28 protein-coding genes and 1 tRNA gene are annotated in these 22,660 nt (G+C 64.9%); 17 read left to right on the forward strand and 12 right to left on the reverse strand.

Annotation, left to right across the window (positions count from 1 at the left end; all coding sequences use genetic code 11):
• Positions 1–78 precede the first annotated feature (78 nt).
• The 4 genes from AC1RMD_RS02245 (at position 79) to AC1RMD_RS02260 (ending at position 2,845) form a co-directional block, all read left to right on the forward strand.
• Positions 79–864 (forward strand): hypothetical protein, encoded by a 786-nt coding sequence (locus AC1RMD_RS02245; RefSeq protein WP_492923229.1) that lies wholly within the window; start codon positions 79–81, stop codon positions 862–864.
• Position 865: 1 nt separating this feature from the next.
• Complete coding sequence (locus AC1RMD_RS02250) at positions 866–1,651, forward strand: DUF2491 family protein (RefSeq protein ID WP_492923231.1); 786 nt, start codon at positions 866–868, stop codon at positions 1,649–1,651.
• Between the two features lie 26 nt (positions 1,652–1,677).
• Entirely contained in the window at positions 1,678–2,490 is an 813-nt protein-coding gene (locus AC1RMD_RS02255; RefSeq protein WP_492923233.1) for a hypothetical protein, read from the forward strand.
• Between the two features lie 79 nt (positions 2,491–2,569).
• Positions 2,570–2,845, forward strand: a complete 276-nt coding sequence (locus AC1RMD_RS02260; RefSeq protein ID WP_492923235.1) for a DUF493 family protein — start codon at positions 2,570–2,572, stop codon at positions 2,843–2,845.
• A 1-nt stretch (position 2,846) separates the two neighbouring features.
• Here the strand turns inward: AC1RMD_RS02260 and AC1RMD_RS02265 are convergent, their stop codons facing one another.
• Positions 2,847–3,746, reverse strand: coding sequence for a transcriptional regulator GcvA (locus AC1RMD_RS02265; protein ID WP_492923237.1), 900 nt, complete (start codon positions 3,744–3,746; stop codon positions 2,847–2,849).
• Between the two features lie 122 nt (positions 3,747–3,868).
• Here AC1RMD_RS02265 and yfcF point away from each other — a divergent pair, with 122 nt between their 5' ends.
• The 6 genes from yfcF (at position 3,869) to AC1RMD_RS02295 (ending at position 7,306) form a co-directional block, all read left to right on the forward strand.
• On the forward strand, positions 3,869–4,498 hold the full coding sequence (gene yfcF, locus AC1RMD_RS02270) for a glutathione transferase (protein WP_492923239.1): 630 nt from the start codon (positions 3,869–3,871) through the stop codon (positions 4,496–4,498).
• 14 nt (positions 4,499–4,512) lie between these two features.
• Positions 4,513–5,199, forward strand: coding sequence for a lipoyl(octanoyl) transferase LipB (lipB, locus tag AC1RMD_RS02275; RefSeq protein WP_492923241.1), 687 nt, complete (start codon positions 4,513–4,515; stop codon positions 5,197–5,199).
• Positions 5,200–5,230: 31 nt separating this feature from the next.
• Positions 5,231–6,217, forward strand: coding sequence for a lipoyl synthase (gene lipA / locus AC1RMD_RS02280; RefSeq protein WP_492923243.1), 987 nt, complete (start codon positions 5,231–5,233; stop codon positions 6,215–6,217).
• A 145-nt stretch (positions 6,218–6,362) separates the two neighbouring features.
• Positions 6,363–6,599 carry a type II toxin-antitoxin system Phd/YefM family antitoxin gene (locus tag AC1RMD_RS02285; RefSeq protein ID WP_492923245.1) on the forward strand — a complete coding sequence of 79 codons (237 nt, stop codon included), beginning with the start codon at positions 6,363–6,365 and terminating at the stop codon, positions 6,597–6,599.
• Between the two features lie 151 nt (positions 6,600–6,750).
• Positions 6,751–7,038: a type II toxin-antitoxin system Phd/YefM family antitoxin gene (locus AC1RMD_RS02290; RefSeq protein WP_492923247.1), complete on the forward strand. Its 288-nt coding sequence runs from the start codon at positions 6,751–6,753 to the stop codon at positions 7,036–7,038.
• Positions 7,001–7,306, forward strand: a complete 306-nt coding sequence (locus AC1RMD_RS02295) for a Txe/YoeB family addiction module toxin (protein WP_492923249.1) — start codon at positions 7,001–7,003, stop codon at positions 7,304–7,306. Before AC1RMD_RS02290 ends, AC1RMD_RS02295 begins: the two co-directional genes overlap by 38 nt.
• An 11-nt stretch (positions 7,307–7,317) precedes the next feature.
• On the opposite strand, the gene AC1RMD_RS02300 is transcribed toward AC1RMD_RS02295, so the two are convergent.
• The 5 genes from AC1RMD_RS02300 to AC1RMD_RS02320 form a co-directional block, all read right to left on the reverse strand.
• Positions 7,318–8,439, reverse strand: a complete 1,122-nt coding sequence (locus AC1RMD_RS02300; RefSeq protein WP_492923251.1) for a HupE/UreJ family protein — start codon at positions 8,437–8,439, stop codon at positions 7,318–7,320.
• Entirely contained in the window at positions 8,436–9,611 is a 1,176-nt protein-coding gene (locus AC1RMD_RS02305) for a tetratricopeptide repeat protein (protein WP_492923253.1), read from the reverse strand. The genes AC1RMD_RS02300 and AC1RMD_RS02305 overlap by 4 nt, the downstream gene beginning before the upstream one ends.
• Before the next feature lie 61 nt (positions 9,612–9,672).
• A complete protein-coding gene (locus AC1RMD_RS02310) occupies positions 9,673–9,912 on the reverse strand; it encodes a hypothetical protein (RefSeq protein ID WP_492923255.1) in 240 nt (79 codons plus the stop codon).
• Entirely contained in the window at positions 9,909–11,435 is a 1,527-nt protein-coding gene (locus AC1RMD_RS02315; protein WP_492923257.1) for a DUF4331 domain-containing protein, read from the reverse strand. Before AC1RMD_RS02315 ends, AC1RMD_RS02310 begins: the two co-directional genes overlap by 4 nt.
• A gap of 95 nt (positions 11,436–11,530) precedes the next feature.
• Positions 11,531–13,546: a TonB-dependent receptor gene (locus AC1RMD_RS02320; protein ID WP_492923259.1), complete on the reverse strand. Its 2,016-nt coding sequence runs from the start codon at positions 13,544–13,546 to the stop codon at positions 11,531–11,533.
• A 145-nt stretch (positions 13,547–13,691) separates the two neighbouring features.
• On the opposite strand from AC1RMD_RS02320, the gene AC1RMD_RS02325 reads away from it, so the two are divergent.
• Genes AC1RMD_RS02325 through AC1RMD_RS02345 form a run of 5 tightly spaced genes read left to right on the forward strand, consistent with a single transcriptional unit; the run spans position 13,692 to position 16,855 of the window.
• Positions 13,692–14,279 carry a sigma-70 family RNA polymerase sigma factor gene (locus AC1RMD_RS02325; protein ID WP_492923261.1) on the forward strand — a complete coding sequence of 196 codons (588 nt, stop codon included), beginning with the start codon at positions 13,692–13,694 and terminating at the stop codon, positions 14,277–14,279.
• Positions 14,276–14,980 carry an anti-sigma factor gene (locus AC1RMD_RS02330; protein ID WP_492923263.1) on the forward strand — a complete coding sequence of 235 codons (705 nt, stop codon included), beginning with the start codon at positions 14,276–14,278 and terminating at the stop codon, positions 14,978–14,980. Before AC1RMD_RS02325 ends, AC1RMD_RS02330 begins: the two co-directional genes overlap by 4 nt.
• 58 nt (positions 14,981–15,038) lie before the next feature.
• A complete protein-coding gene (locus AC1RMD_RS02335) occupies positions 15,039–15,461 on the forward strand; it encodes a PaaI family thioesterase (protein ID WP_492923265.1) in 423 nt (140 codons plus the stop codon).
• Between the two features lie 10 nt (positions 15,462–15,471).
• Entirely contained in the window at positions 15,472–15,945 is a 474-nt protein-coding gene (locus AC1RMD_RS02340; protein WP_492923267.1) for a group I truncated hemoglobin, read from the forward strand.
• 19 nt (positions 15,946–15,964) lie between these two features.
• Positions 15,965–16,855: a DUF3034 family protein gene (locus AC1RMD_RS02345; RefSeq protein WP_492923269.1), complete on the forward strand. Its 891-nt coding sequence runs from the start codon at positions 15,965–15,967 to the stop codon at positions 16,853–16,855.
• A gap of 98 nt (positions 16,856–16,953) precedes the next feature.
• On the opposite strand, the gene AC1RMD_RS02350 is transcribed toward AC1RMD_RS02345, so the two are convergent.
• The 5 genes from AC1RMD_RS02350 to AC1RMD_RS02370 are packed head-to-tail and all read right to left on the reverse strand — an operon-like array spanning position 16,954 to position 20,611.
• Complete coding sequence (locus AC1RMD_RS02350) at positions 16,954–17,469, reverse strand: peroxiredoxin family protein (RefSeq protein ID WP_492923271.1); 516 nt, start codon at positions 17,467–17,469, stop codon at positions 16,954–16,956.
• Positions 17,470–17,519: 50 nt separating this feature from the next.
• Complete coding sequence (locus tag AC1RMD_RS02355; protein WP_492923273.1) at positions 17,520–18,170, reverse strand: BON domain-containing protein; 651 nt, start codon at positions 18,168–18,170, stop codon at positions 17,520–17,522.
• Positions 18,163–18,759, reverse strand: a complete 597-nt coding sequence (locus AC1RMD_RS02360; protein ID WP_020703882.1) for a phosphoheptose isomerase — start codon at positions 18,757–18,759, stop codon at positions 18,163–18,165. Before AC1RMD_RS02360 ends, AC1RMD_RS02355 begins: the two co-directional genes overlap by 8 nt.
• A gap of 57 nt (positions 18,760–18,816) precedes the next feature.
• Entirely contained in the window at positions 18,817–19,167 is a 351-nt protein-coding gene (locus tag AC1RMD_RS02365; RefSeq protein ID WP_492923275.1) for a YraN family protein, read from the reverse strand.
• Between the two features lie 7 nt (positions 19,168–19,174).
• Positions 19,175–20,611 carry a penicillin-binding protein activator gene (locus AC1RMD_RS02370; protein WP_492923277.1) on the reverse strand — a complete coding sequence of 479 codons (1,437 nt, stop codon included), beginning with the start codon at positions 20,609–20,611 and terminating at the stop codon, positions 19,175–19,177.
• Between the two features lie 10 nt (positions 20,612–20,621).
• On the opposite strand from AC1RMD_RS02370, the gene rsmI reads away from it, so the two are divergent.
• Positions 20,622–21,530, forward strand: coding sequence for a 16S rRNA (cytidine(1402)-2'-O)-methyltransferase (rsmI, locus tag AC1RMD_RS02375; protein ID WP_492923279.1), 909 nt, complete (start codon positions 20,622–20,624; stop codon positions 21,528–21,530).
• Here the strand turns inward: rsmI and AC1RMD_RS02380 are convergent, their stop codons facing one another.
• The gene (locus AC1RMD_RS02380; protein ID WP_492923281.1) at positions 21,531–22,166 is read right to left on the reverse strand and encodes a hypothetical protein; all 636 of its coding nucleotides are present in this window, start codon (positions 22,164–22,166) and stop codon (positions 21,531–21,533) included.
• 123 nt (positions 22,167–22,289) lie between these two features.
• On the opposite strand from AC1RMD_RS02380, the gene AC1RMD_RS02385 reads away from it, so the two are divergent.
• Positions 22,290–22,366: transfer RNA gene (locus AC1RMD_RS02385), tRNA-Pro, on the forward strand.
• Positions 22,367–22,660 lie beyond the last annotated feature (294 nt).

The raw sequence follows: 22,660 nt of genomic DNA on the forward strand, positions 1-22,660 counted from the left end.
TAGCCTTTTATTACCGATGCAGTCGCCGGCGCGCGGCGCTATGCTGATTTTCATTCAACTTCTTTGCGAAAAGACATCATGAAGTCCTTCCATACTGCGCTGTTACTGACGTTATGCCTTGCGCTGGGCACCAATGTGCTGGCGGAGCCGCGTACGTCTTCACATTCTGGCACATCGTCGTCGTATAAAAGTGGATTTTCTTCACAAAAGAGCAACTCATCCCGGAGCTCGCCAAGCGCGCCGCCGGCCAACCGCCAGAGCGGTCCGGGCGCATTCGGCAAGGCGCCCGGCTCGCCGGCCTCGGCCACGCCGCGCAACACCTCGGCCGCCTCGCGCGACCTGGACCAGAGCGCCGCCCGAGCCAACGCGCTGAGAACGCTGGACAGCCGCCGGGCCGCCGCCGCGCCGACCACGCCGCCGCCGCTAAACGATACGGTTTCGCGGCAGCAGCCGTCGCCGGTGTATCAGGCGCCGCCGGTGTACCAGCAGGCGCCGGTCATCGTGCAGCAGCCGAGTAACGGCCTGATGCACGGCGTGCTGGGTTTCATGCTGGGGCGGGCGATGAGCCAGAGCCATCAGCCGGTGTCGTACCCGACCGCGACCACGCCCGCTGTCGGCAACCCGGCCCCGGCGGACACTGGCGCCGCCCAGGCCGGCATGGTCAACGGTATGCCGGGACTGGGTGATCCGGTCCCGGCCGCCCAAGCGCCGGCGCCAGCGCCGTCCTTCCTGGCCACGGTGGCGCGCTGGTTGGTCTGGCTGGGCGTGCTGAGCGTGATGGTGTGGGCGGTGGTGTATTCGGTGCGCAAGCTGCGCCGTCTGCGGGCCGGCAACGCGACAAATTATTCATTTGAAAGGAACTGAGATGGGCTGGTCGGATGCATATAACTACCTGCGCAATGGCGCTGCCAAGCTGGCCGGGACCGAGGCGCCGCGCACGGACCAGGGCTTGCCGCTGGGGGCGCGCATCGGCAGCGTGATCCAGTTGCAGCAGTCGCCGCTGCTGCGCGCCGCCGGCGACGGTTCGCTGATCGCGCTGCCGGACGAAGGCGACACCCGCATCGTCGCGGTGTCGCAGATCCGGCTCAAGCAGAACGGCGGCCTGTACCGCTACTACCTGGACACCGGCGAGCGGGACTCGAAAGAGAAGTTCCTGCAGGTGTACCAGGACGCCCAGGGCCAGGTGGCCGAGGTGATGTACTGCACCCAGCTGGCCCGCGTGATCCCGGAAACGGTGGAAGACCAGGAGGCCTACATGGGCCTGGCCGGCGCCGGCCTGGGCGACCGCAGCTACACGCTGTGGCGCGAGCAGCTGGGCGACGTCGGGTTGGACCAGGCCGATCTGGACCTGGTGTTCGGCCAGCGCGACGGCGTCGACTACTGGCGCGACGCCGGCGATCCGAACGCCGAGTTCGTCACGCCGTTTTCCGGCACCGAGACCCGGCTGGACGACACCAGCGGCCGCACCGGCCTGCGCCAGGAAATGTACTTCATGCCGTATGTGCGCGAGCTGCGCAGCGGCGGCAACGAATATTTGCTGATCACGACTGAAATCATCAGCAGCGTGAACGGCGATGCATCAAAACGCGGGATCCATGTCGACTTCGTCATCGGTATCCCGGTTGAGCAGCAACGCGTCGTTATTCAATGACGCGCAACTTTTTAAGGACGACTGACATGAGCAACTTGAATGGCTGGGGTTTGACCGCGCGCTTGATCAACAAACATTTTGGTGCGCTGGGCGACCGTGTTTCCGAAGCGATCGCCAATTTTGATCCGGAAACGGCCACCGAGGCCGACCGCGACCGGCTGGCCGACAGCCTGCGCCAGACCGCGCAAAAACTGGCCGCCGCCCGCAGCGCCTTCGACAAGGAAGCGGCCGACGTGGTCAAGCTGCGCCAGCTGATCGCCACCGACGAGCAGGCCGCCGGCACCTTGGCCGACCGCCTGGCCGCCGGCAAGATTTCGGAAGCGACCATCACCCTGTTCTGCGACGAGCTGGAAGGCAACAAGGCGCGCATGCCGCAGGAATTGCAGGAGGAAGCCGACGCCCGCCAGTACATGGACGAACTGCAAACCATCGTCGATGCGCTGTCCAAGCAGCTGGCCGAGTTCGATTCGGCGGCGAAGAAGGCGATGCAGGCGCTGGCCTCGGCCCGCGCCCAGCAGGATTTGCAGAACCTGCGCGCCGAGCGCCAGAGTCAGCTGGCCGGGCTGTCCGGCATGCGCGGCAACTCCAGCGCGCTGAACGCGCTGACCCGCCGCGCCCAAGCCATCAGCAACGAGGCGGCCGGCATGAAGATCGTCACCGACATCGGCCAGCGTCCGTACGAGCAGGCCGCCGAGCTGGAGGCGATCCGCAAGTCGGTCAGCCAGCCGGGCGTCGCCAACGAATCGGCGCTGGCGCGCTTGCAGCGGCTGTCCGGCCAGCAGCCGGCGCAGCTGGCCGCGCCGCAGGAAACCGCCACCCTGGCGCTGGGCAAAGCGTAAGCCTGCGCTGAATTGGCTACAATAGAGGCCGGTGGCGTCGCGTTGACGCCGCCGGTTTTCTTTTTTGATTGGAATGAATATGCAAGCGATCCCGCCGTCTGAGTCCCTCATCGAGTACCCGAGCGACTTCCCGATCAAGGTGATGGGCCCGACTCATATCGATTTCGCCGCGACCATCGTGCTGGTGGTGCAAAAGCACGACAAGGATTTCCATGAAGGCAAAATGGAAGTGCGTCCTTCGCCCAAGGGCAATTACACCGGCCTGACCGTGACCATCCGCGCCATCAGCCGCGAGCAGCTCGACGCCCTGTACACCGAACTGTCGGCACACCCGATGGTCAAGATTGTGATGTAAATCAGGCTTGCTGGCGCTGGAAGACGGCAATCTCCTCCAGCAGCCAGTCGCGAAACGCCTGTACCTGCGGCCGTCCGGCCGCGCCGGGCGGTGACACGAAAAAGTACTCGTCCGGGCACGGCGTGGCGGTATCGAACAGCCGCAACAGTTGCCCGGAGGCGATCTCCTGCATCGCCACCACATGGCGCACCAGCGCCACCCCGTTGCCGTCGGCGGCGGAGCGTATCAGCATCGACAAATCCTCGAACATCAAGCCGCCGGCCGGCTCGGCCATGTCGACCCCGGCCGCGCGCAGCCATGGCGACCACGGCTCCACCGAGCGCAGCAGCGTGTGCAGACGCAGCTCGTGCGGCGTGGCCGGTTGCTGTCCACCGCGATAGTGGGGACTCACTACAGGATAATAGACATCGCCCATCAGCCGCTGCACCACCAGCCCCGGATAGTTGCCGCGCCCGAAGCGGATGCCGACATCGATGCCGTCGCGCGCCAGGTCCTGCAACTGGCCGCTCGATTGCAGCACCACCTCGATATCCGGGTACAGGTCGATAAACCGGCCCAGCCGGGGCGCCAGCCAGCGCGCGGCGAACGATGGAATCGATGAAATCGTCAACCGCTGGTTGACGCTGGAAGCCCGCATGGCGTCGGCCGCGGCGGTGATGTCGGCAAAGGATTTGCCTAAAAACTGGGCAAATTTCAGCGCGTCGCTAGTTATTTTCACCTGCCGGCCATGCCGCACGAACAGCGGCCGCCCCAATTCCTCCTCCAGGGCGCGTACCTGATGGCTGATCGCGCCATGCGTCAGATGCAACTCCTCCGCCGCCCGCGAGAAGTTCTCGTGGCGTGCCGCCGCCTCGAAGGCGCGCAGTGCGGAAAAATTGGGCAGGCGGCGGCTGGCGCTCATCAGGTCGGCATGCTGTGGATAACTATGTGAATAAAATTAGCTAGAATCACGAAAATATAACGTTATACAGGCGCTACGGCAAGGCTTACCATGTGAATAAATCTACTCTAGCGGGAGCCGCCATGCCTTTTGAACTGTACGTCGACAGCCTTTTCACCAGTCCTTACGCCTTGTCGGCCTTTGTCGCGCTGACCGAAAAAGGCTTGCCGTTCACCGTCAAGACCGTGGACCTGGAAGCCGGCCAGCAGAAACACAGCGCTTACACGGCGCGCGCGCTGACCGCCCGGGTGCCGGCGCTGGTCGAGGGCGATTTTGTGTTGACCGAGTCGACCGCGATCACCGAATACCTGGAAGAGAGCTTTCCGGCGCCGGAATACCTCGCGCTGTACCCGAAAGACCGGCGCCAGCGCGCCCAGGCGCGGCAGATCCAGGCCTGGCTGCGCAGCGACCTGCTGCCGCTGCGCGCCGAGCGGGATACGGAAACTGTATTTTTTGGCAAGGCTTGCCAGCCGCTGACGGCGGCCGGCCAGGCCGCGGCCGATAAACTGATCCACGCCGCCAGCCAGCTGGTGCAGGAGGGCCGCCCCAACCTGTTCGACAGCTGGTCGCTGGCCGACGTCGACCTGGCGCTGATGCTCAACCGCCTGATCCTGAACGGCGACGCCGTGCCGCAAAAGCTCAAGGACTACGCCGCCGGCCAGTGGCAGCGGCCGTCCATCCAGCAGTGGCTGGAGCGTCACCAGCCGGGCTGATTTATAATGTCGGCATGACGTCTCCTACCCCAACCGAGCCGGCGCTGATACGCCACCTCGGCCTCGCCGACTACGACAGCACGTTCGCCGCGATGCGCGCCTTCACCGACGCGCGCACGCCGGACACCCGCGACGAACTGTGGATCGTCGAACACCCGCCCGTGTTCACGCTGGGCCTGGGCGCCGACCGCGGCCACCTGCTGGCGGGCGCGGATGCGATCCCGGTGGTGCAGACCGACCGCGGCGGCGAAGTCACCTTCCACGGCCCCGGCCAGGTGGTGATCTACCTGCTGATGGACCTGCGCCGCAACAAGCCCGGCGGCAAGCTGTACGCTCGGCAATTCGTTAATAAAATCGAGCAGGCGATCATCAACGTCTTAGGCGCGTATAATCTCGTCGGTGAGCGCGTTGACGGCGCGCCGGGCATCTACATGGCCGGCGGACCGAAACAAGGCGCCAAAATCGCCGCGCTCGGCTTGAAAGTGCGCGGCAACGGTTGCACCTATCATGGGCTGTCGCTGAATGTGGCGATGGATCTGGCCCCGTTTTCCTGGATTAATCCTTGCGGCTATGCCGGGCTGGAAACAGTCGATATGCGCACCGTCGGCGCGACCGCTGTGTTGTCCGACGTGCAACAACAGCTGGCCGATGAGCTGATCAGTGTTCTGGCGCATGTGGCCGAACCCGCAGTACACGAATAACCAAACTTTGCCCGCGAGGGCACGCAGCCAAATGACTTCTGAAACCACCACCAGCGTTGCCCCGGCTTACAACCCAAGCGAAAAGCAAAAAGGCGCCAGCAAGACCGCGCGCATTCCGATCAAGATCGTGCCGATCGAGCAGGTCGAGCGCCTGAAAAAACCGGACTGGATCCGCGTCAAGGCCGCCTCGGCGTCGACCCGTTTCTACGAGATCAAGGACATCCTGCGCGAGAACAAGCTGGTGACCGTGTGCGAAGAAGCGAGCTGCCCGAACATCGGCGAATGCTTCGGCAAGGGTACCGCGACCTTCATGATCATGGGCGACAAGTGCACCCGCCGCTGCCCGTTCTGCGACGTCGGCCACGGCCGTCCGGATCCGCTGGACAAGGAAGAGCCGTTCAACCTGTCGAAGACCATCGCCGAGCTGCGTTTGAGCTACGTGGTGATCACCTCGGTCGACCGCGACGATTTGCGTGACGGCGGCGCCGGCCACTTCGTCGAGTGCATCCAGCACACCCGCGCGCTGTCGCCGAAGACCCAGATCGAAGTACTGGTGCCGGACTTCCGCGGCCGCCTGCAAAAGGCGCTGGACATCTTCAAGGACGGCCTGCCGGACGTGATGAACCACAACCTGGAAACCGTGCCGCGCCTGTACAAGGAAGCGCGTCCGGGCTCGGACTACATGCACTCCTTGCAGCTGCTGAAGGAATTCAAGGACATGTACCCTGCGGTCAAGACCAAGTCCGGCATCATGGTCGGCCTGGGCGAGACCGACGAAGAGATCCTGCAAGTGATGCGCGACATGCGCGAGCACAACATCGACATGCTGACCATCGGCCAGTACCTGGCGCCGTCGAACAGCCACCTGCCGGTGCGCCGCTACGTGCACCCGGACGTGTTCAAAATGTTCGAAGCAGAAGCCTACAAGATGGGCTTCAAGCACGCCGCCGTCGGCGCCATGGTGCGCAGCTCGTACCACGCGGACGAGCAGGCGCATAACGTGCTGGCTGCTGGGTAAAAATTCAGCAACGTCGCAAAGAGCAAGCCCTCGCAAGACGGCTTGCTTTTTTTTTTCGTTGATCGATATCAGAGGGTGGACTCCTACGTGCCTTGCTATCAGCTTTGCGCAAGCTAGACTGGAATTAGTTTGCTCGGAGATGAACATGGCGATATTCGATATTGATGAAGCGAAAATCAGGCTATCAACGCTGATTGAAGATGCGTCCAATGGCCAGGAAGTCATCATTGCCGCAGGTGGCAAGCCTGTTGTCCGGCTGGTAGCGGTGCACGCTCATACAGCCTTGCGAAAGCCCGGCTCAATGAAGGGAAAGATCTGGATCGCTGATGACTTTGATGGACCGCTCCCCGACGACATACAGGCCGCCTTCGAAGGAAAATGACCGCCGACCGCGTTGTGGCGGGATATTCCGAACTGGTTTGACTCCTTAGATAAACCAGCTGCTGATCGAGAAAAGCAAGGCTACGTAGACAGCTATTTGAGTACAATATCTTGTACAATAAATTGCGAAACCATTTAGCCTAGGGGGCATTATGAACATCCTTACTTTTAGCGAGGCACGAGCCAGCTTGAAAAGCGTGATGGATGATGTTTGCAATGATCACACCCCAACCGTGATCACCCGCGTTAGCGGTGAGCACGTCGTCATGCTGTCGTTGGCCGATTTCAACAGCATGCAGGAAACCATGTACCTCTTGGGATCAGCCAAGAATGCCAGCCGCCTGATGGAATCCGTTGCGCAGATTAAAGCCGGTAAGGCCCAGGTTCGAGAACTGATTCGCGATGAAAAACAAAAAAGCCGAAAACAAGCAGCAGGCTAAAAAACCTGCCTTGTCATGGTCTGATCATGCATGGGAAGACTATCTCCATTGGCAGCATGGCGATCCTAAAATCGCTGAACGGATTAATGATCTCATCGATGAATGTCTTAAGGATCCATTTCACGGTACCGGCAAGCCGGAGCCATTGAGGGGAGAGTTAAGTGGTTTTTGGTCCAGAAGAATAGACCGCCAGCATAGGCTGGTCTACCTTCCCGACGAAGGTTGCATTTACGTGGCCGCTTGCCGCCATCACTATGACGACAAATAGCATGCAGGGGATCAGACGCTAATCAGCTTCAGGTCGAACGCGCGTTCGGCCAGCCACACTACGGCCACCAGCGCGATCACCGCCGAGCCGCTGGTCAGCAGGCGGCGGTAGAACCAGGTGCCGCGCAGCGCGAACGCCAGCGGCAGGAAGGCGGCGACGATGCACAGCTGGCCGATCTCTACGCCCAGGTTGAAGCCGAACAGACTGGTCAGCAAGGCACCCTGCGGCAGGCCCAGGTCGATCAGCACGCTGGCGAAGCCGAAGCCGTGGATCAGCCCAAATCCGAACGCCGCCACCGGCCGCCGGCCTCGGAACAGCGGATAGATGTTGTTCAGCGCCGCCAGCACCACCGAGGCCGCAATCGCCGATTCCACCCAGCGCGAAGGCAGCGAGATCAGCGACAGGCTGGCCAGCGTCAAGGTCAGCGAGTGCGCCAGCGTGAAGGCCGTCACCACTTTCAGCACGTCGATGAAGGACTCGCGCAGGCTGGCCGACGGCGTGCCGCGCGCGCCCAGCATCACCGCCGGCAGCAGCAGCGACAGCAGGAACAGGATGTGGTCGTAGCCTATCCAGATATGCCACACGCCATCCTTCACGTAGGCGCCGAACTGCCGCCAGCGGTCCGGCGATGTCAGCGACATGGTCTGGCGCGCATGCGCAGGATCGAAAATCGCGGTGGATGTCGCACCGTCGCGCGTCAAACGCAGCAAGCCCTTATGCTGCGGATCGAGATCGGCGAACAGCCGGTAGTTGATGGTCAGCGCCGTTACAGGGCTGGGGCAGGCGGCGTGAAAACGCAGCACGTTGTAGGCGCCGTCGGTGTGATTGTCGATCAGCTGCTGGTCGGCGTCGATGCGGCAGGCGCCCTTGTCGGTGGCGATGCCGAGACGCTCCAGCGCATACGCCGCGATCGCCGCATGCCGCGCGCGGATCTCGTCCCACGTCAGCTTGCCGTCGCCATCCTGGTCAAGGCCGATGGCGAAATCCAGGTCGCGCAGCGCGATGTCCCACTGGCCGGCAATGCGCTCACCTTGCACTTCCAGCGACAGATAGCTGTCGCTGGGTTTGTGCGCAAAGGCCGGCAGCACCACGCCGCACAGCAGCGCGAAAAATAGCATCAGCCGTTTCATCATGTCCCCGTTTCCAGTTGTCGGATCAGGCGCGATGCGGCCACGTCCTCGGTGTGATTCAAGGCGATCCAGTCCAGCACTGGCCTGGCGGCGTTGGCGTCGCGCACTTGCACTGCCGATTCCAGATAGATGCGAATGTCGGCCGCCTCTTTTTGCACCGCCCAGTTCTTGCGCGCCAGCGTCAACGCGGTGGCCGGATCGTGCCGCAGCATCAGCTCGAAGCGCGCCTGCTCGCGCTGGTGTACGGTGTCGCCGCGCTGGGCTGCGGCGTCGAAGCGGGCCGCCAGTTCCTTCACATCCGCGGCCAACGCTACGCGCGCGTTGCCTAGCTGCTGCAACGCCAGCGCGCGACGCAGCAGCAGCGCGTCGATACGGGTCTGGTCCTTCAGCAGCGTGGCGACTTCGTTTGCGCGCCGCTGCTCCAGCAGGAAATCGGCATAGGCGCCCAGCAGGTAGCTGTCGCGCGGGCTCAGTGCCAGCGCGCGTTTGTAGCGCGCCTCGGCGATGTCGGCCGCGCCGCGCCGTTGCGCCATTTCCGCCAGCAGCGTCAGCGCCCATACCTGTAGCTCGGCCGGCGCGTTGCTGCTGCGTTCCAGCGTCAGGTCCAGCAGCTGTTCGCTTTTTAACGAGCGCCCCGTCGCCGCGCCGACGTTGGCGATGCAGGCGATGGTGACCAGTTCTATCGACATCGCGGACAGGTGGGCGCAGCTGGCGGTGGCGCCGGCGTAGTCGCCTTGCACGGTTTGCACGGTGGCCTGCGTCAGCCAGGCCTGCGCATTGTGCGGATCGGCGGCCAGCACGGCCTTCAGATCGTCCAGCGCCGGCTTGAACTGGTGGGTACTTTGCAGCAGCGTGGCGCGCAGCAGGCGCACCGGCGCCGGTGGCGCATCCAGCCACCACCAGCGCGCCAGCGCCGCCTGCGCATAGCCCAGATAGCGCGGATCGGTTTCGCTACGGGCCAGTGTGATGTAGCGCGTGGCAAGGCTGGTGGCCAACGCCAGGTCGTCGGGGTGCGCGTTCAACTCGCTGCGCATGCGGCGTAGTTCCTGCTGCACCGGGTCGCCACGGCGCGGCAGCGTCTCGATAGTCTGCCGCCCGGTGGCCGGTATGTATGGCGCCGCCTGCGCCGCAGCGGCGAAGCATGACAACAGCAGCGCAAATAATGGTTTCTTCATGATGACCTCTGAACGGCGGAAAGGGCGGACGCATATTGCGTCCGCCCTTGTGCTGCATGGCTTACTTGTATGCGACCGGTTCCGTGTCCTCCGGCGCGGTGGCGACTACGCTATCCGTCGCCATCGGCTCGGTGGAGGTTTCGCTGCCATCGCCGACGATGGCCAGTAGCGCAGTGTAGAACGCGTCGAGCGTCACCACCGGCGGCGGTGGCGGCGGCGTGACCGGCGTGTGGTCTTCATAACTGGTGCTGCCCCCGCATGCGCTGAGCACCAGCAGCGCAATCAGGCCGAGGTACTTCATGGTTTGCTCCGTGCGGACGTGATGCCCGAGGTTTGCGGCGAACCGGCGATCGGCGTCTTCAGGTACGGGAAGGCGGCGCTGAAGTAGCTGTCGTCCAGGTAGGCGCCGTCGGTGAAGTGCAGGCCGCCGGCCGCTGCGTCGGCCGGCGCGCAGCCCAGGTTCAGCGTGCACAGTTTGCCCATCACCACGCGCAGCGCGATGTCGACCACATCGTCGCCGGGACGGCGGCCGTTGGGGAAGCCGGCATTGTCGCCGCCGATCACGCCCAGGCGGTTCTGCGCGCCCATCGCGACGGCCGGCGTCGAGGTGTTCAGGCGCAGCATTTCGGAAGCGGTCACGGTGGCCGGCTGGTTCAGGCCTTTGACGCCGGTGAGGAAGGCCGCCACCAGGTCGTTGCGCGGGAAGTTGGTCGGCGCCTTGGCGCCGGCGCTGCCGTACAGGATCTCGATCAACACCGGCAGCGTTGGATGGGTGACGTAGGTCGCGAACTGCGCGTCGCCGGCAGGCTTGCTGCTGTTGAAGGTGTCCTTGTCCTTCAGGCCGATGACGACCTCATTCACCAGCGGCATGCCGAGCCGCGAGACCTGGACCCAGGCGCCGCCTTCTTTCGACGGCGAGCTGGAATTCGGCGTCGGGTTCAGCAGGCGCGCCTGGCGCACGCTGGCCGTGGTCCAGCCGCCGATCACGGGATCGCTGCCGCCGGCCGCGGTCAGGCATGAGGCGGCCACTTCCAGTTCGATCGAGGTGACGTTCTTGTCGTCCAGGTCGTCCCTGGCGGCGCGCTCGGCGTTGGCGTTGAATTCGGTGGCCGGGGCCTTGATGTTCACCAGGTCGAAGAGCTCGCCGAGGTTGACGGCGAACGGGTCCTTGCGTTGGCCGACGAACATGCGCGCCGGCGTGGCGCAGCCGGGGATGTTGACGTTGTACAGGTGGGCGGCGGCATAGGCCGCGTAGTTCGGGATCGACTTGTTGCCGATGTTATCGAGCGGCTTGTCGAAGGTGGTGCCGCCGTCGGCCGCGTTGCTCACGGCGGCCTTGGCGCCGGTGCGGCGGTCGCCGCGCACCACGTTGACGCTGTAGGTCTCGCGCACATTGGCGCCGGCCGCGTTGGGGCCGGCGATGGCGCCGCCGTTGATCACCAGCGGTATCGATACCTGCTTGCCGCCGACGGTGAACTTGCTGTCCCGGTTGGCGTTGTTGAAGCGGAACTGGAAGGTCAGGTCTTCCTTGGCGTCGCCGTTGTTGTCGATGTGGATCTCGTACAACGCCTTCGGGTCCATGGCGAAGTAGTTCGGCGCGCCATAGGCATCCTGTAGCGGGATGTAGTTGGCGATCAGCGTGATGAAGCCGGCGCGGCCGCTTTCATAGCTGCGGAACATGTAGAAGTCGGTGCCGTCGACTTTGGGACTCTGCGTGACGAACGGCGCTTCGCGGTGGCTGGATGCCATGGCCGCTGGTGCGAATGCGCTTGCCACGGCGCCGATGACGGCCGCGCGCATCGCGTGTTTGACGATAGTTTGCATTGCGTTTTCTCCCCAATAGGTTGATCTGCCAGGTACTGCGTGTTGATATACGGTGCTGGATGCGCGCCGGATTCAAATCAGATAAGATTTATCGCTTAAAAATTCCTGCTCAGCGTCAGCCGCAGCGTGCGCGGTTCGACCGGATGGAAGTGCACGCCGCTGACGCCCTCCACCGGCTCGCCCGGCAAGCGCGACGCGTAGTAGTAGTCGATGTCGCTGGCGCGGCGGTTGAACAGGTTGAAGCCGTCCAGCGTCAGCCTGGTCTTGCGGTCCGGCTGATAGCTGATGCGGCCGTAGGCCAGCGTGGTGGCGGCGGAGCGCACGCTGTTGTCCTCGCTCAGCGGACGCGAACCGAAGTGGCGCAGCTCGAAGCCGCCGGACCAGCGGCCGATGTCCTTGACTGTCACGCCGAACGAGGCCACCTTGTCCAGCGCCCCCGGCACGTAGTTGCTGGCCGGGTCGCTGCGGCGATAGCGCGCGCGCGAGGCCGACAGGTCGAGATCGAACAGCAGCCACGGCGCGGCGATGTAGTGGTTGCTCCACTCGATGCCGCGGCGGCGGCTGGGGCGGCTGGCCTCGGTGTCGCCGCTGTCGCCGGCGAACACCAGTTCGGAATCGATATCGAGTGTCCACAGCGACATCGAACTTTGCAGGCCGGGCAGCCATTCGCTGCGCACGCCCAGTTCGGCGCCGCGCGTGCCCACCAGCGGCGTGGCCGGATCGGCGGCCTTGAGCACGCCGCGCGCGTCGTTGCTGTGGAAGCCGGCGCCGTAGTTGACGAAGTACTCGGTCCGCTTCCACGGGCCGAAGATCAGCGACAGCTTGGGCGACGCCTTGTGCGCGTCGGTGCTGGCGCCGTTGACGTTGAAACGGTAAGCGTCATAGCGCAGCCCGGCGATGCTGCGCAAGGCCGGCGACCAGTAGCTGGTGTTCTCCCAATACAGGCCGGCGCTGGCCTGGTTGACGCGGTCTTCGCTGACGGTGGCGATGCGCCGGCGCGCGACCGTGTGGTACAGGCCGAGCGGCGCGATGCGGTCGTAGCGCGTCTGCACGCCGAACTTGTTGCGCATGTCCACACCGGCTAGCTGGCCGACCCACGTTTGACTCGCATTGATGCCGGCCATCGTGCGGCGCTCGTTTTGCTGGAACTGGTCGCCGTTGAGCGGGTCGTTGAGCAGGTAGGTGAAGTCGCTGTACAGGTCCAGGCTGGAGCGCGCCACATAGGCCGACGCTTCGGTGATGCCGCCCTCGCGGCGCTTATGCATAGCCCATGCGAGGCTGGTGCGCGCGGTGTCGCCGCCGTCGCTCGGATTGGTGCTGCCGTAGCGGTCTATGCGGCCGTCGTCCACCGCGCGCTGCGGCAGCTGGTCGGTGGCGGTCCAGCGGTTGCGGTAGGCCATGGCGGTGATGCTGTAGCCGTCCTGCGCATTGCCGCGCGTGTAGCGCAGCGTGGCGCTGGCTTTGCGCACCTGTTCCGGCGTCTGCCACGGGCCGTTGTTGCGGCTCAGTTCCAGGCCGTACAGCAGCGTGCCGCCGGCCGCCGCGAACGAGTCGGCCAGCACGCCGCGCCGGTAGCCGTGGCTGCCCAGGGTCAGGCTGGCGGCGCCTTGCGGCAGCCGGTCCGCGAGCCGGACGTGGGCCGCGCCGGCCGATGAGAAATCGCCCTCGTCGGCGAAATAGCCGCCCTTCTTGTAGTCGATGCGCTGCACCAGTTCCGGGATCAGGAAGTTCAGGTCCGAGTAGCCCTGGCCGTGGGCGTGGCTGCGCATATTGACCGGCATGGCGTCGACATAGGTGGCGAAGTCGGTGCCGTGGTCGAGGTTGAAGCCGCGCAGGAAGTACTGGTTGGCCTTGCCGTCGCCGCTGTGCTGGGTGACGATCATGCCGGGCACGAATTCCAGCAGCTCGCCGGTGCGCAGCGCCGGCCGGCTGGCGATCAGGCTGGACGTGACCGTGCCCTGGCTGGCCGCGTCCGAAGTGCCGACCGCGTTGTCGTAATGCGCCAACACGACGACGCGCGCGGTCGCCGCATCATCACCGCCCGCTTCGGTGGCGAAGGCGCCGGCCGCGACGGCGGCGGCGGCCAGTCCGGCGATACTGCTCTTGATCATCACCCTGCTCCCGCTTTGAATTTTCGATGACCCATGTACGCAGCGGAGCCGCGATCGGATTCAAAATAAATTGATGTTCGCGCCCGCGCGGGTATGGTATTTTTCTCACGCTTGCTACTTTTTCCCTACTTCCCGAAGGCCCGCAGTGTCAGACGCGAATACTCTCGATCCCCAGCAGCTGCGCCTCTGGCTGCAAGGTGCGGCGCAACGCGACGCGGTCGCATTTCGTTCGCTCTACGACGCGACATCGGCGAAACTGTTCGGCTTCGCGCTGCGTATATTGATCAAGCGCGAACTGGCCGAAGAGGTGCTGCAGGAAAGTTTCGTCGCGATCTGGAACAACGCCGGCACCTATCAAAGCCACTTGGCCGCCCCCATGACCTGGATGACGACCATCGTCCGCAACAAGGCTTTCGATCTGCTGCGCCGCAGCGATGTGACCACCGAAATCGACGGCGATCAGTTTGACAGCGAGGTGATCAATGCACTGCAGGATCCCGCAGCCACGCCCATCGAGGCGCTGCAAATGAGCCGCGACGCCAAGGCCTTGGCCTATTGCATGTTGGCGCTGGAAGGGCTGCACCGGCAGGTGCTGGGCCTGGCGTTTTTCCATGACCTGTCGCACAGCGAGGTGGCGCAGCAGATGGCGCTGCCGATCGGCACCGTCAAGACCTGGATACGCCGCAGCCTCGACAAGCTGAGGACTTGCCTGGCCAAAGGGGAGCGCGCATGAACCTCCGCGACAACGCGCCGCTGCGCGACAAGCTGGCGGCGGAATACGTGCTGGGCACGCTCAAGGGTGGCGCGCGCCGCCGCTTCGAAGGCCATCTGCATAACGATGCCGCGCTGCGCCGCGTCGTCGCCGAATGGCAGGACCGGCTGGCGCCGCTGGCCGAGTTCTCGACCGCGCAGCAGCCGCGCAAGCAGGTGTGGCTAGACGTCGAGCGCCGCCTGAACCTGCCGCGCGCGCATGCGGCTTGGCAGTTCTGGCGCAACGAGTCGGTGACGTTCTGGCGTTCGCTGGGCATGGTGTCGACCGCCGTCGCGGCCTTGCTGGTGGTGACGATAGGCGTGCGCACCATGCAGGCGCCGCAGCTCGACTACGTCGCCACGCTGACCGACGACAAGGCGCAGACCGCGCTGTTGCTGACCGGCGACAGCCGCCACCAGTCGATGACGGTGCGCGTGGTGGGCGCGGCGGCGGTGCCGGGCGATAAATCGCTGGAGCTGTGGGCGGTGCCGAAGTCGGGCCATCCGCGTTCGCTCGGCCTGCTGAGCGAGCGTGGCGAGCTCAAGCTGGCGATGACCAGCAAGGCGGTCGGCGCCGACGTGGCGCTGCTGGCGGTCACGCTGGAGCCCAAGGGCGGCTCGCCGGATCCGAACGGGCCGACCGGACCGATCCTGTACAAGGGCAGCTGGGTCCGGGTGATGTAGGGGGAAAGTTGCTATCATCCAGTGTCGGGCCCAGGGCCCCCATTCGCCAAGGACAGCTATGGACGCCAGCAAGTTCAACCCGGAATATTTCAACAACTTCGGCAAGGGTACGCTGCCGGACCTGCTGGGCATCGTCGTCACCGGCGTGCGCGAAGGCGAGATCGTGGCCGAGTTCGCGGTCACGCCGCAGCACCTGGCGCCGAACGGCTACCTGCACGCGGGCAGCGTGGTGACGCTGGCCGACACCGCCTGCGGCTACGCCTGCTTCTCGCACCTGCCCGAGGGCGGACAGAGTTTCACCACCATCGAGCTGAAATCGAATCACCTGGGCACGGCGCGCGACGGCGTGGTGGTTGCGACCGCGAAGGCGGTGCACCTGGGGCGCACCACGCAGGTCTGGGATGCGATTGTCAGCAACAAGGCGACCGGCAAGACCATCGCCCTGTTCCGCTGCACGCAGATGATTTTGTTCCCGAAATAGGAGGGATGGCATGCCGCATTTTTCCAGGATGGCCGGGCTCGGCATGTTGTTGGCGTCGTCGCTGGCGATGGCGCAAACGCCCTACACCGATGACGCCACCTACGTCGGCCTGGGCGGCAAGGAGGGCATCCGCAAGATCGTCGACACCTTTATCCCGCTGGTGCTGGCCGACCCGCGCATCAAGGACACCTTTGCCGACTTCGACATGGTGCAGGTTGGCGCGCGCCTGCAGGAGCAGTTTTGCGAGTTCGCCGGCGGCCCGTGCAAGTACACCGGCAAATACCGCGACAGGACGATGGATGGCGTCGGCACCGTGCGCGACATGGCCAGCGTGCACCAGGACATGCAGATCACCAATGCGATGTTCAACGCGCTGACCGAGGACTTGCAGATCGCGATGGAGCAGAACCATGTGCCCAGCAGCGTATCGAACAAGCTGATTGCGAAACTGGCGCCGATGCAGCGCGCCATCGTGACCAAATGATGGCGCCAGGAGCAGCACGATGAAAAACCTCGTATCGGCGCTGACCGTCCTGACCGCCGTGCTGGCCTGCGGCGGCGCGGCCGCGCAGGCCAAGCCTGACATGGGCAAGTTCCTCGCCACCGGCGGCGTCAGCCAGGTCGAAGGCGCGGGCGGCGGCGGCATCACGCCGTGGGCGTTGATCGGCGGCTACGGCACGCGCGACAGCTGGGGCGGCAACGCGCACTACACGCGCCTGGCCACCCAGGACTACAAGCTCGACAGCTACGGCATGGCGGTCGGCATCGCCGACCGGCTGGAGCTGTCGCTGGCCACGCAGGCATTCAAGGGCAGCCTGGCGCCGCTGAACCTGCTCGACATCAAGCAGGACATCCTGGGCGTGAAGCTGAGGCTGGCGGGCGACGCCGTCTACCAGCAGGATAGCTGGATGCCGCAGGTGGCGCTCGGCATCCTGTACAAGCGCAACAAGGGTGTGGGTGGTCTGGGCGCGCTGGGCGTGAGCAATGTGAAGCAACTCGGCGCCAAGGACGACCATGGCTACGACTACTACGTGGCGGCCACCAAGATCCTGTTCGAGCAGAGTCTGCTATTGAACGGCACGCTGCGCGCGACCCGCGCCAATCAGATGGGTTTGCTGGGCTTTGGCGGCGACAAGGGGGACAGCATGCGTTTGATGCCGGAGGTGTCGATTGCCTACCTGCTCAACCGCAAGCTGGCGGTGGGCGCCGAGTACCGCCGCAAGCCGCACAATCTGGGCGTGGACAACGAGAAGGCATATTACGACGCGTTTGTCGCCTGGTTCCCGAGCAAAAATTTTTCGCTGACGGCAGCGTATGCCGAGCTGGGCGACATCACCATCTTCAACCCGAAGCGACAGCACGGCCTGTACCTGTCAGCGCAGGCCGGTTTCTAAAACGCGGGGGTCAAGTCTGACATTCGGACACGAGCTCTGCCGTAACGCCAGTTACGGCAGAGCTCGTGTCCGAATGTCAGACTTGACCCCCGAGGGTTTTAGCCTTGCAGTGATTCTTCCAGCAGCTTGTGCAGGGCGGCGAAATCGGGCTCGCCCAGGTAGCGCTTGAGGATCTTGCCATCCTTGCCGATGACGAAGGTGGTCGGCGTCATCGCGACGTTGCCGTAGGCTTTGGCGGCCGAGCCGTCGGTGTCGAGCGCCACCTTGAATGGCAGCTGGCGGGTTTCGGCGTAGTTCAGCACGTAGTTCGGCGGGTCGTAACTCATCGCCACGGCGACGAACTCCAGGCCCTGGCCCTTGAACTTGTTGTAGGTCTCGACCATCTTCGGCATCTCGGCCACGCAGGTGGTGCACGAGGTGGCCCAGAAATTGACCATCACTACCTTGCCGCGCAAGCTCTCCGGCGCGATCTTCTCGCCCTTGATGCTGAGGAAGGTGACTTCCGGCGCGCTCTGCCGCTTGTTCAGCGACAGGTAGCCGCCAAAGCCGATGGCGCCGATCAGCACGGCGGCCAGTACTGGCTTGATCCAGCCGGGCGATTGCGTCTTTTGCATGATGAATCCAGGCGACTAAGGAGAGGAGGCCATTATAGACCTCCCCCGGATTACGAGTTGGACGCCGACTTGTTCGGCTGCAAGCTCTTCCACTCGTCCTCGGTGATGTATTCGAACGCCTTGACCACCTTGTTCACGCCGCTGACGCCGCGCGCCACGTCGGCGCCGATCTGGCCTTCGCGCTGGGTCACGCGACCCATCAGGAACACCACGCCGCGCTCGGTCACCACCTGGTAGGAGTTGGCCGAGATATCCTTCATGTCGACCAGGCTGGCCTTGACCTTGGTGGTGATCAGCGCGTCGTTGGAGCGCGAGGTGTAGCTCGACGGACCGGCGATTTCCAGCTCGTTGATCACCATGACCACGCCTTCGATGCCGCGCAGCTCGCGCTCGGCGGCGGCCTTCATGGCCTCGTCGCGCACTTCGCCGGTCAGCAGCGCCCGGCGGTTGAAACTGTTGATGTTGGTATGACCCGCATCGCCGACGACGTTGTTGAGCTTGAGGCTGCCCTTGACTTCGATCGCCCGGTCTTCCGTCTGCGCACCCAGGGTGCGGCGGTCGGTTGCGGCCAGCGTCCCGGAAATGGCGCCGCCCGCGACCAGCGCGACGCAGCCCGACAACGACGCCAGCATAGCGCCGCACAGCACGCTCATGGCCAGCGGCCGTTGTACTTTTTTCCAGATTGCGCCGGGATTAGTCATTCGCATCTCCTCCGAATAGCGCGACGTCGATGCCGTCGCAAATGCAGTGTATGGTTACCAGATGGACTTCCTGGATACGGGCAGTACGGTCGGCCGGCACGCAGATGTGCACGTCGGCGTCGGTCAACATTTTGCCGATGGCGCCGCCGCCCTTGCCGGTCATGGCCACCACGCGCATTTCGCGCTCCAGCGCCGCTTCGATCGCCGCCATCACGTTGGCCGAGTTGCCCGAGGTGGAGAACGCCAGCAGGATGTCGCCGGCCTGGCCGAACGCCTGCACCTGCTTGGAAAAGATCTCGCGGTAGCTGTAGTCGTTGGCCACCGCCGTCAGGATCGAGGTGTCGGTGGTCAGCGCCATGGCCGGCAGCGGGAAGCGTTCGCGTTCGAAGCGCCCCACCAGCTCGGCCGCGAAGTGCTGGGCGTCGGCGGCCGAACCGCCGTTGCCGCACACCAGAATCTTATTGCCGTTGGACAACGCCGAGAACATCAGCTCGATCGCTTGCGCGATATGCGGAGCGAGGACGGTGGCGGATTGGATTTTGAGTTCGGCACTTTCGTGGAAGTGCGAGAGTATGCGTTGATTATTCATAGTGTGCTGATTATAGTGCAGCCGCACAGCGGTCCGGACAAGCGCTGTTAAAAATGCTTACATTTCCAGCGCATTTTGTATCCATGACAACTTTTCGCCGTCGATGGCGACCAGGTCGAAGCGGCACGGCGGCGCTTGGCGGTAGCGCAGCAGGTAGAACTGGGCGGCGTGGATCAGGCGCCGCTGCTTGGCCGGGGTGACGCTGGCGGCCGCCCCGCCGAAGCGGCCGAGGGCGCGCCGGCGCACTTCGACAAACACCAGGTGGGCGCCGTGCTGCATGATCAGGTCGATCTCGCCGGCCTTGCACAGGAAATTGCGCTCGACCAACACCAGTCCGGCGGCGCTCAGGTGGGCCAGCGCCCGGTCTTCGCCGAGCCGGCCCAGCCGTTGTTGCGCGGTCTGCGGCATGGCGGCCTCACGGCGTGACCGGCAGCGGCACGCCGTTTTTATACACGGCCGGCTGCTCGATGCGCTCGAAACTGGCCGCGCCCTGGCCGAAGTCGACGGTCAGCCGGCCGGTCACGCCGTCCAGGTGGAAGCGGCCGGCGCGGTGACGGCCGATCTCGCGCGCCACCCGGTAGGCGTCGATGCCCAGCGCGTACAGGCGCTCGATGTCGGCGCTGTTCGATTGCAGCGGATGCGGATAGACCATCACCGCCGGATGGTCGCGCTGGATTTGCCACGGCAGGTCCAGCAGGCGCACGCCGTCCAGCTCCTGGGTCGGGCTGCTGTTGCCGCCGCCGGGGTTCAGCGCCGAGGTGCCGTAGATCGGCAGCGCCCGCAATTGCGGCGCCGGCGCGGGAACGGGCGGCGGCGGCAGCGCGTCGGCGGTGCTGAAGGTGGGGTTGCTCGGCTCGCTGTTGGAGGCGTCGCCCAGGGCGCCGCGCAGCTGGCGGGTCTGGTCGGCGCTCATGGCGGAAAACAGCAGGCCGGGCGTATCGTCGCGCAGGCGGGCGCGCAGCTGCATCAGTTCCGGATCGCTGAGGTAGCCGTCCGGCGCGCTCAGCTCCACCATTCTGACCGGCAGGCCGTGGCGCTGCCACTGGGCGGCGAAGGCGGCCGCCACGCGGCGCTGCCAGGGCGTGCTGGTGCTCAAAATAACGGCGGTGCTGCCGGGCAGGTCGGCGGCGGCCCACTGGGCGGCCTGGCGCGCTTCCTCTTCGATCGACAGGCCCATGGCCAGCATCAGCGGCGGCAGCGGCGCGGCGCCGGCCATGCCGTAGCCTTCCGGATAGTTCAGCGCGATGGTCGGCTTTTGCAGCAGGGGGCTGGCGGCGATGGCCGCCACGGCGGAGCGCGCCAGCGGGCCGATGATGATATCGTCCTGCTGCTGGGCGCGGGCATAGCTGGCCAGCACGTCCTGCGGCACGTCGCCGGTTTCCACCACGGTGACGGTGATGTTGTCGCGGTCGCGCTCCCAGGCCGCCAGGAAGCCGGCCCGCACCGACGACGCGGCCAGGCCCAGCGTTTCGGAGCGCAGCGGCAGCAGCAAGGTCATGCGGATGGGCGCGTTGGACGGTTGCGCCGCCTCGTCGGCGGCGCGCGCCGGGGCGGGCGCCGGCGTGACGGTCAGGCCGGCGCCGGTCGCGGCGGAAGGGGCGGAAGGGGCGGTTCTGGCCGGTGGGGCCACGCCCGGCAGCGTGACGGCGAAGGTTTCGGCGGGCGGCGGCGGCGGTTCCGGCGGCGGTTTGGGCAGCGGCGCCGGCTGCGCAGCCGGCGGCAGCGGGCCCGCCGCACTTGTATTTGATGAGCCGGGCGCGCACAATCCTCCGGGCGCGTTGCAGAACGGCGTGCTGCACGCACTGACCAGGGCCGCAACCGTACACAGCAGCGACAACCTCACACTCTTCATCCTACCCCCAATGACCGCACAAGAATCCAGCTCCATCGCCACCCTGCCCGTGATGGGCGAAATGGCGCACCAGACCTATCCTAGCGCAACCTTGTACGTCGTGGCGACCCCGATCGGCAATGTGACGGATATAACCCTGCGGGCGCTGCACGTCTTGAGCCTGGTCAACGCCGTGGCCTGCGAGGACACCCGCAACACCGCCCAACTGATGACCCGTTTCGGCCTGCACAAGCCGCTGATCGCCGCCCACCAGCACAACGAGCGCGAAGTGGCGGAAACGCTGATCGCCCGCCTGCAGGCCGGCGAGCGCATCGCGCTGGTGTCGGACGCCGGCACGCCGGCCGTGTCCGATCCGGGCGCGCGCATCGTCGACGCGGTGCGGGCGGCGGGCTTGCGCGTGCTGCCGCTGCCGGGCGCCTCGGCGGCGGTGACGGCCTTGTCGGCCAGCGGCCTGGTGAACGACCAGTTTTATTTCGTCGGCTTTTTGCCGGCCAAGGCCAAGCAGCGCGAGAACTTCCTCGGCACCTTGCGCGCGGTGACCGCCACCATGGTGTTCTACGAGGCGCCGCACCGCATCCTCGATTGCGCCACGGCGCTGGCGGCGGTGTTCGAGCCGGAGCGCCAGGTGGTGTTCGCGCGCGAGCTGACCAAGATGTTCGAGGAAATCCACCGTTGCCCGCTGTCCGAGGCGGAGGCGTGGATCAAGGCCGACGCGCATCGCGAAAAAGGCGAGTTCGTGGTGCTGCTGGCCGGCGCGCCGGCGGCCGAGGATGAACAGGATGTGGAAGCCGAGCGCATCCTCAAGATTCTGCTGACCGAATGCTCGGTCAAGCAGGCGGCCAACCTGGCGGCGCTGATCACCGGCCGCAAGAAGAACGCGCTGTACGACCGCGCCTTGCAGCTCAAGGGCGACGACTAATCAGAACTTGCAGCCGCTGTCCTTCTTGTCCAGCATCCAGATGAGCGGAGCCAGCAGGCCACCGCCGCCCTTCCTGCAGTCGGGACGGGCAGCGCCCTGGATGTCGCGCGCCAGCTTGCTTTCCCGCTCGGGATACAGCGGATGGTCGTCCAGCTGCGCCACCGGCAGGCCGGCGCGGGCCGGGTCCTTGGCGTTGGCTTCCTTGCGGGCGGTTTTCAGCGCCGCGTTCATGTCGAATTTCTTTGGTTCCAATTCCGGGTGCAGCGGATCGGGCGCGCTGCTGGCCGGCGCCGGCAGCGTGATCGCCTGCGCGGTAACCGGGGCTGGCTCGGAGGCTGGCGCAGGCCGGCTGGCGCGGTCGGCCAGCTGCGGTCGTTCGCGCTTGCGCGCCTGGACCGGCTCCGATTTCGGCTTGGGCGGCGGCTCCACCTTGGCCACGATGGCTTTGGCCGGCTCGGGTGTCCGCAGCCAGACCGTCATGGTCTTGGCCGGCCGCTGTGCGTCAGGCGTGGTTGGCGCCGCCAGCCGGTAGCCGAAGATCAGCGCCGCATGCAGCACCAGCGAGACGGCGACGCCCGCGACGATGCCCGGCCGCCGCATCGGCGCGGGCTGGAATTGGGTGAGAGTCGCGCTCATGGCTTTTTCGATAATTTGTGCACACCGCCATAATCTCACATTGAAAAAAAATCGCCATGGTCCATACTGATTTCATAGAGGCACTTGACGGATACTGGAGCAGCTTGTATTATGTTGCTTCTTCGGAGTGTGGCGCAGTCCGGTAGCGCACCTGGTTTGGGACCAGGGGGTCCAAGGTTCGAATCCTTGTACTCCGACCAAGATTCAAGAAAAAAGACTCAAGAGCTTCGGCTCTTGGGTCTTTTTTTTATGCTCCGCGCGTTCGCGCAGCCAGCGAGCTATACGAATAGTTCATAGATCCGGTTGAATATGCAATTGGTTGGCAAACAAGCACATGCGTAATATGAAATGAGCGCGTGGTAAAACGCGCATTAAAAAATTACGGAGAGACCATGCAACCGACAACGCTCAACTGGCCCATCGCCTGCTAGCTCGCCGCATCCGGCGAGCGCCTGTTTCCAATTATTAGAGCTTCGCGCCGTGTCAGGCAGGCA

Source organism: Duganella sp. GW822-FHT06D06, assembly GCF_058799615.1.

Bases quoted from the DNA above. Each gene is read 5' to 3' on its own strand.
- AC1RMD_RS02245 (WP_492923229.1), top strand. From the start codon at position 79: ATGAAGTCCTTCCATACTGCGCTGTTACTGACGTTATGCCTTGCGCTG.
- AC1RMD_RS02250 (WP_492923231.1), top strand. From the start codon at position 866: ATGGGCTGGTCGGATGCATATAACTACCTGCGCAATGGCGCTGCCAAG.
- AC1RMD_RS02255 (WP_492923233.1), top strand. From the start codon at position 1,678: ATGAGCAACTTGAATGGCTGGGGTTTGACCGCGCGCTTGATCAACAAA.
- AC1RMD_RS02260 (WP_492923235.1), top strand. From the start codon at position 2,570: ATGCAAGCGATCCCGCCGTCTGAGTCCCTCATCGAGTACCCGAGCGAC.
- AC1RMD_RS02265 (WP_492923237.1), bottom strand. From the start codon at position 3,746: ATGAGCGCCAGCCGCCGCCTGCCCAATTTTTCCGCACTGCGCGCCTTC.
- yfcF (WP_492923239.1), top strand. From the start codon at position 3,869: ATGCCTTTTGAACTGTACGTCGACAGCCTTTTCACCAGTCCTTACGCC.
- lipB (WP_492923241.1), top strand. From the start codon at position 4,513: ATGACGTCTCCTACCCCAACCGAGCCGGCGCTGATACGCCACCTCGGC.
- lipA (WP_492923243.1), top strand. From the start codon at position 5,231: ATGACTTCTGAAACCACCACCAGCGTTGCCCCGGCTTACAACCCAAGC.
- AC1RMD_RS02285 (WP_492923245.1), top strand. From the start codon at position 6,363: ATGGCGATATTCGATATTGATGAAGCGAAAATCAGGCTATCAACGCTG.
- AC1RMD_RS02290 (WP_492923247.1), top strand. From the start codon at position 6,751: ATGAACATCCTTACTTTTAGCGAGGCACGAGCCAGCTTGAAAAGCGTG.
- AC1RMD_RS02295 (WP_492923249.1), top strand. From the start codon at position 7,001: ATGAAAAACAAAAAAGCCGAAAACAAGCAGCAGGCTAAAAAACCTGCC.
- AC1RMD_RS02300 (WP_492923251.1), bottom strand. From the start codon at position 8,439: ATGATGAAACGGCTGATGCTATTTTTCGCGCTGCTGTGCGGCGTGGTG.
- AC1RMD_RS02305 (WP_492923253.1), bottom strand. From the start codon at position 9,611: ATGAAGAAACCATTATTTGCGCTGCTGTTGTCATGCTTCGCCGCTGCG.
- AC1RMD_RS02310 (WP_492923255.1), bottom strand. From the start codon at position 9,912: ATGAAGTACCTCGGCCTGATTGCGCTGCTGGTGCTCAGCGCATGCGGG.
- AC1RMD_RS02315 (WP_492923257.1), bottom strand. From the start codon at position 11,435: ATGCAAACTATCGTCAAACACGCGATGCGCGCGGCCGTCATCGGCGCC.
- AC1RMD_RS02320 (WP_492923259.1), bottom strand. From the start codon at position 13,546: ATGATCAAGAGCAGTATCGCCGGACTGGCCGCCGCCGCCGTCGCGGCC.
- AC1RMD_RS02330 (WP_492923263.1), top strand. From the start codon at position 14,276: ATGAACCTCCGCGACAACGCGCCGCTGCGCGACAAGCTGGCGGCGGAA.
- AC1RMD_RS02335 (WP_492923265.1), top strand. From the start codon at position 15,039: ATGGACGCCAGCAAGTTCAACCCGGAATATTTCAACAACTTCGGCAAG.
- AC1RMD_RS02340 (WP_492923267.1), top strand. From the start codon at position 15,472: ATGCCGCATTTTTCCAGGATGGCCGGGCTCGGCATGTTGTTGGCGTCG.
- AC1RMD_RS02345 (WP_492923269.1), top strand. From the start codon at position 15,965: ATGAAAAACCTCGTATCGGCGCTGACCGTCCTGACCGCCGTGCTGGCC.
- AC1RMD_RS02350 (WP_492923271.1), bottom strand. From the start codon at position 17,469: ATGCAAAAGACGCAATCGCCCGGCTGGATCAAGCCAGTACTGGCCGCC.
- AC1RMD_RS02355 (WP_492923273.1), bottom strand. From the start codon at position 18,170: ATGACTAATCCCGGCGCAATCTGGAAAAAAGTACAACGGCCGCTGGCC.
- AC1RMD_RS02360 (WP_020703882.1), bottom strand. From the start codon at position 18,759: ATGAATAATCAACGCATACTCTCGCACTTCCACGAAAGTGCCGAACTC.
- AC1RMD_RS02365 (WP_492923275.1), bottom strand. From the start codon at position 19,167: ATGCCGCAGACCGCGCAACAACGGCTGGGCCGGCTCGGCGAAGACCGG.
- AC1RMD_RS02370 (WP_492923277.1), bottom strand. From the start codon at position 20,611: ATGAAGAGTGTGAGGTTGTCGCTGCTGTGTACGGTTGCGGCCCTGGTC.
- rsmI (WP_492923279.1), top strand. From the start codon at position 20,622: ATGACCGCACAAGAATCCAGCTCCATCGCCACCCTGCCCGTGATGGGC.
- AC1RMD_RS02380 (WP_492923281.1), bottom strand. From the start codon at position 22,166: ATGAGCGCGACTCTCACCCAATTCCAGCCCGCGCCGATGCGGCGGCCG.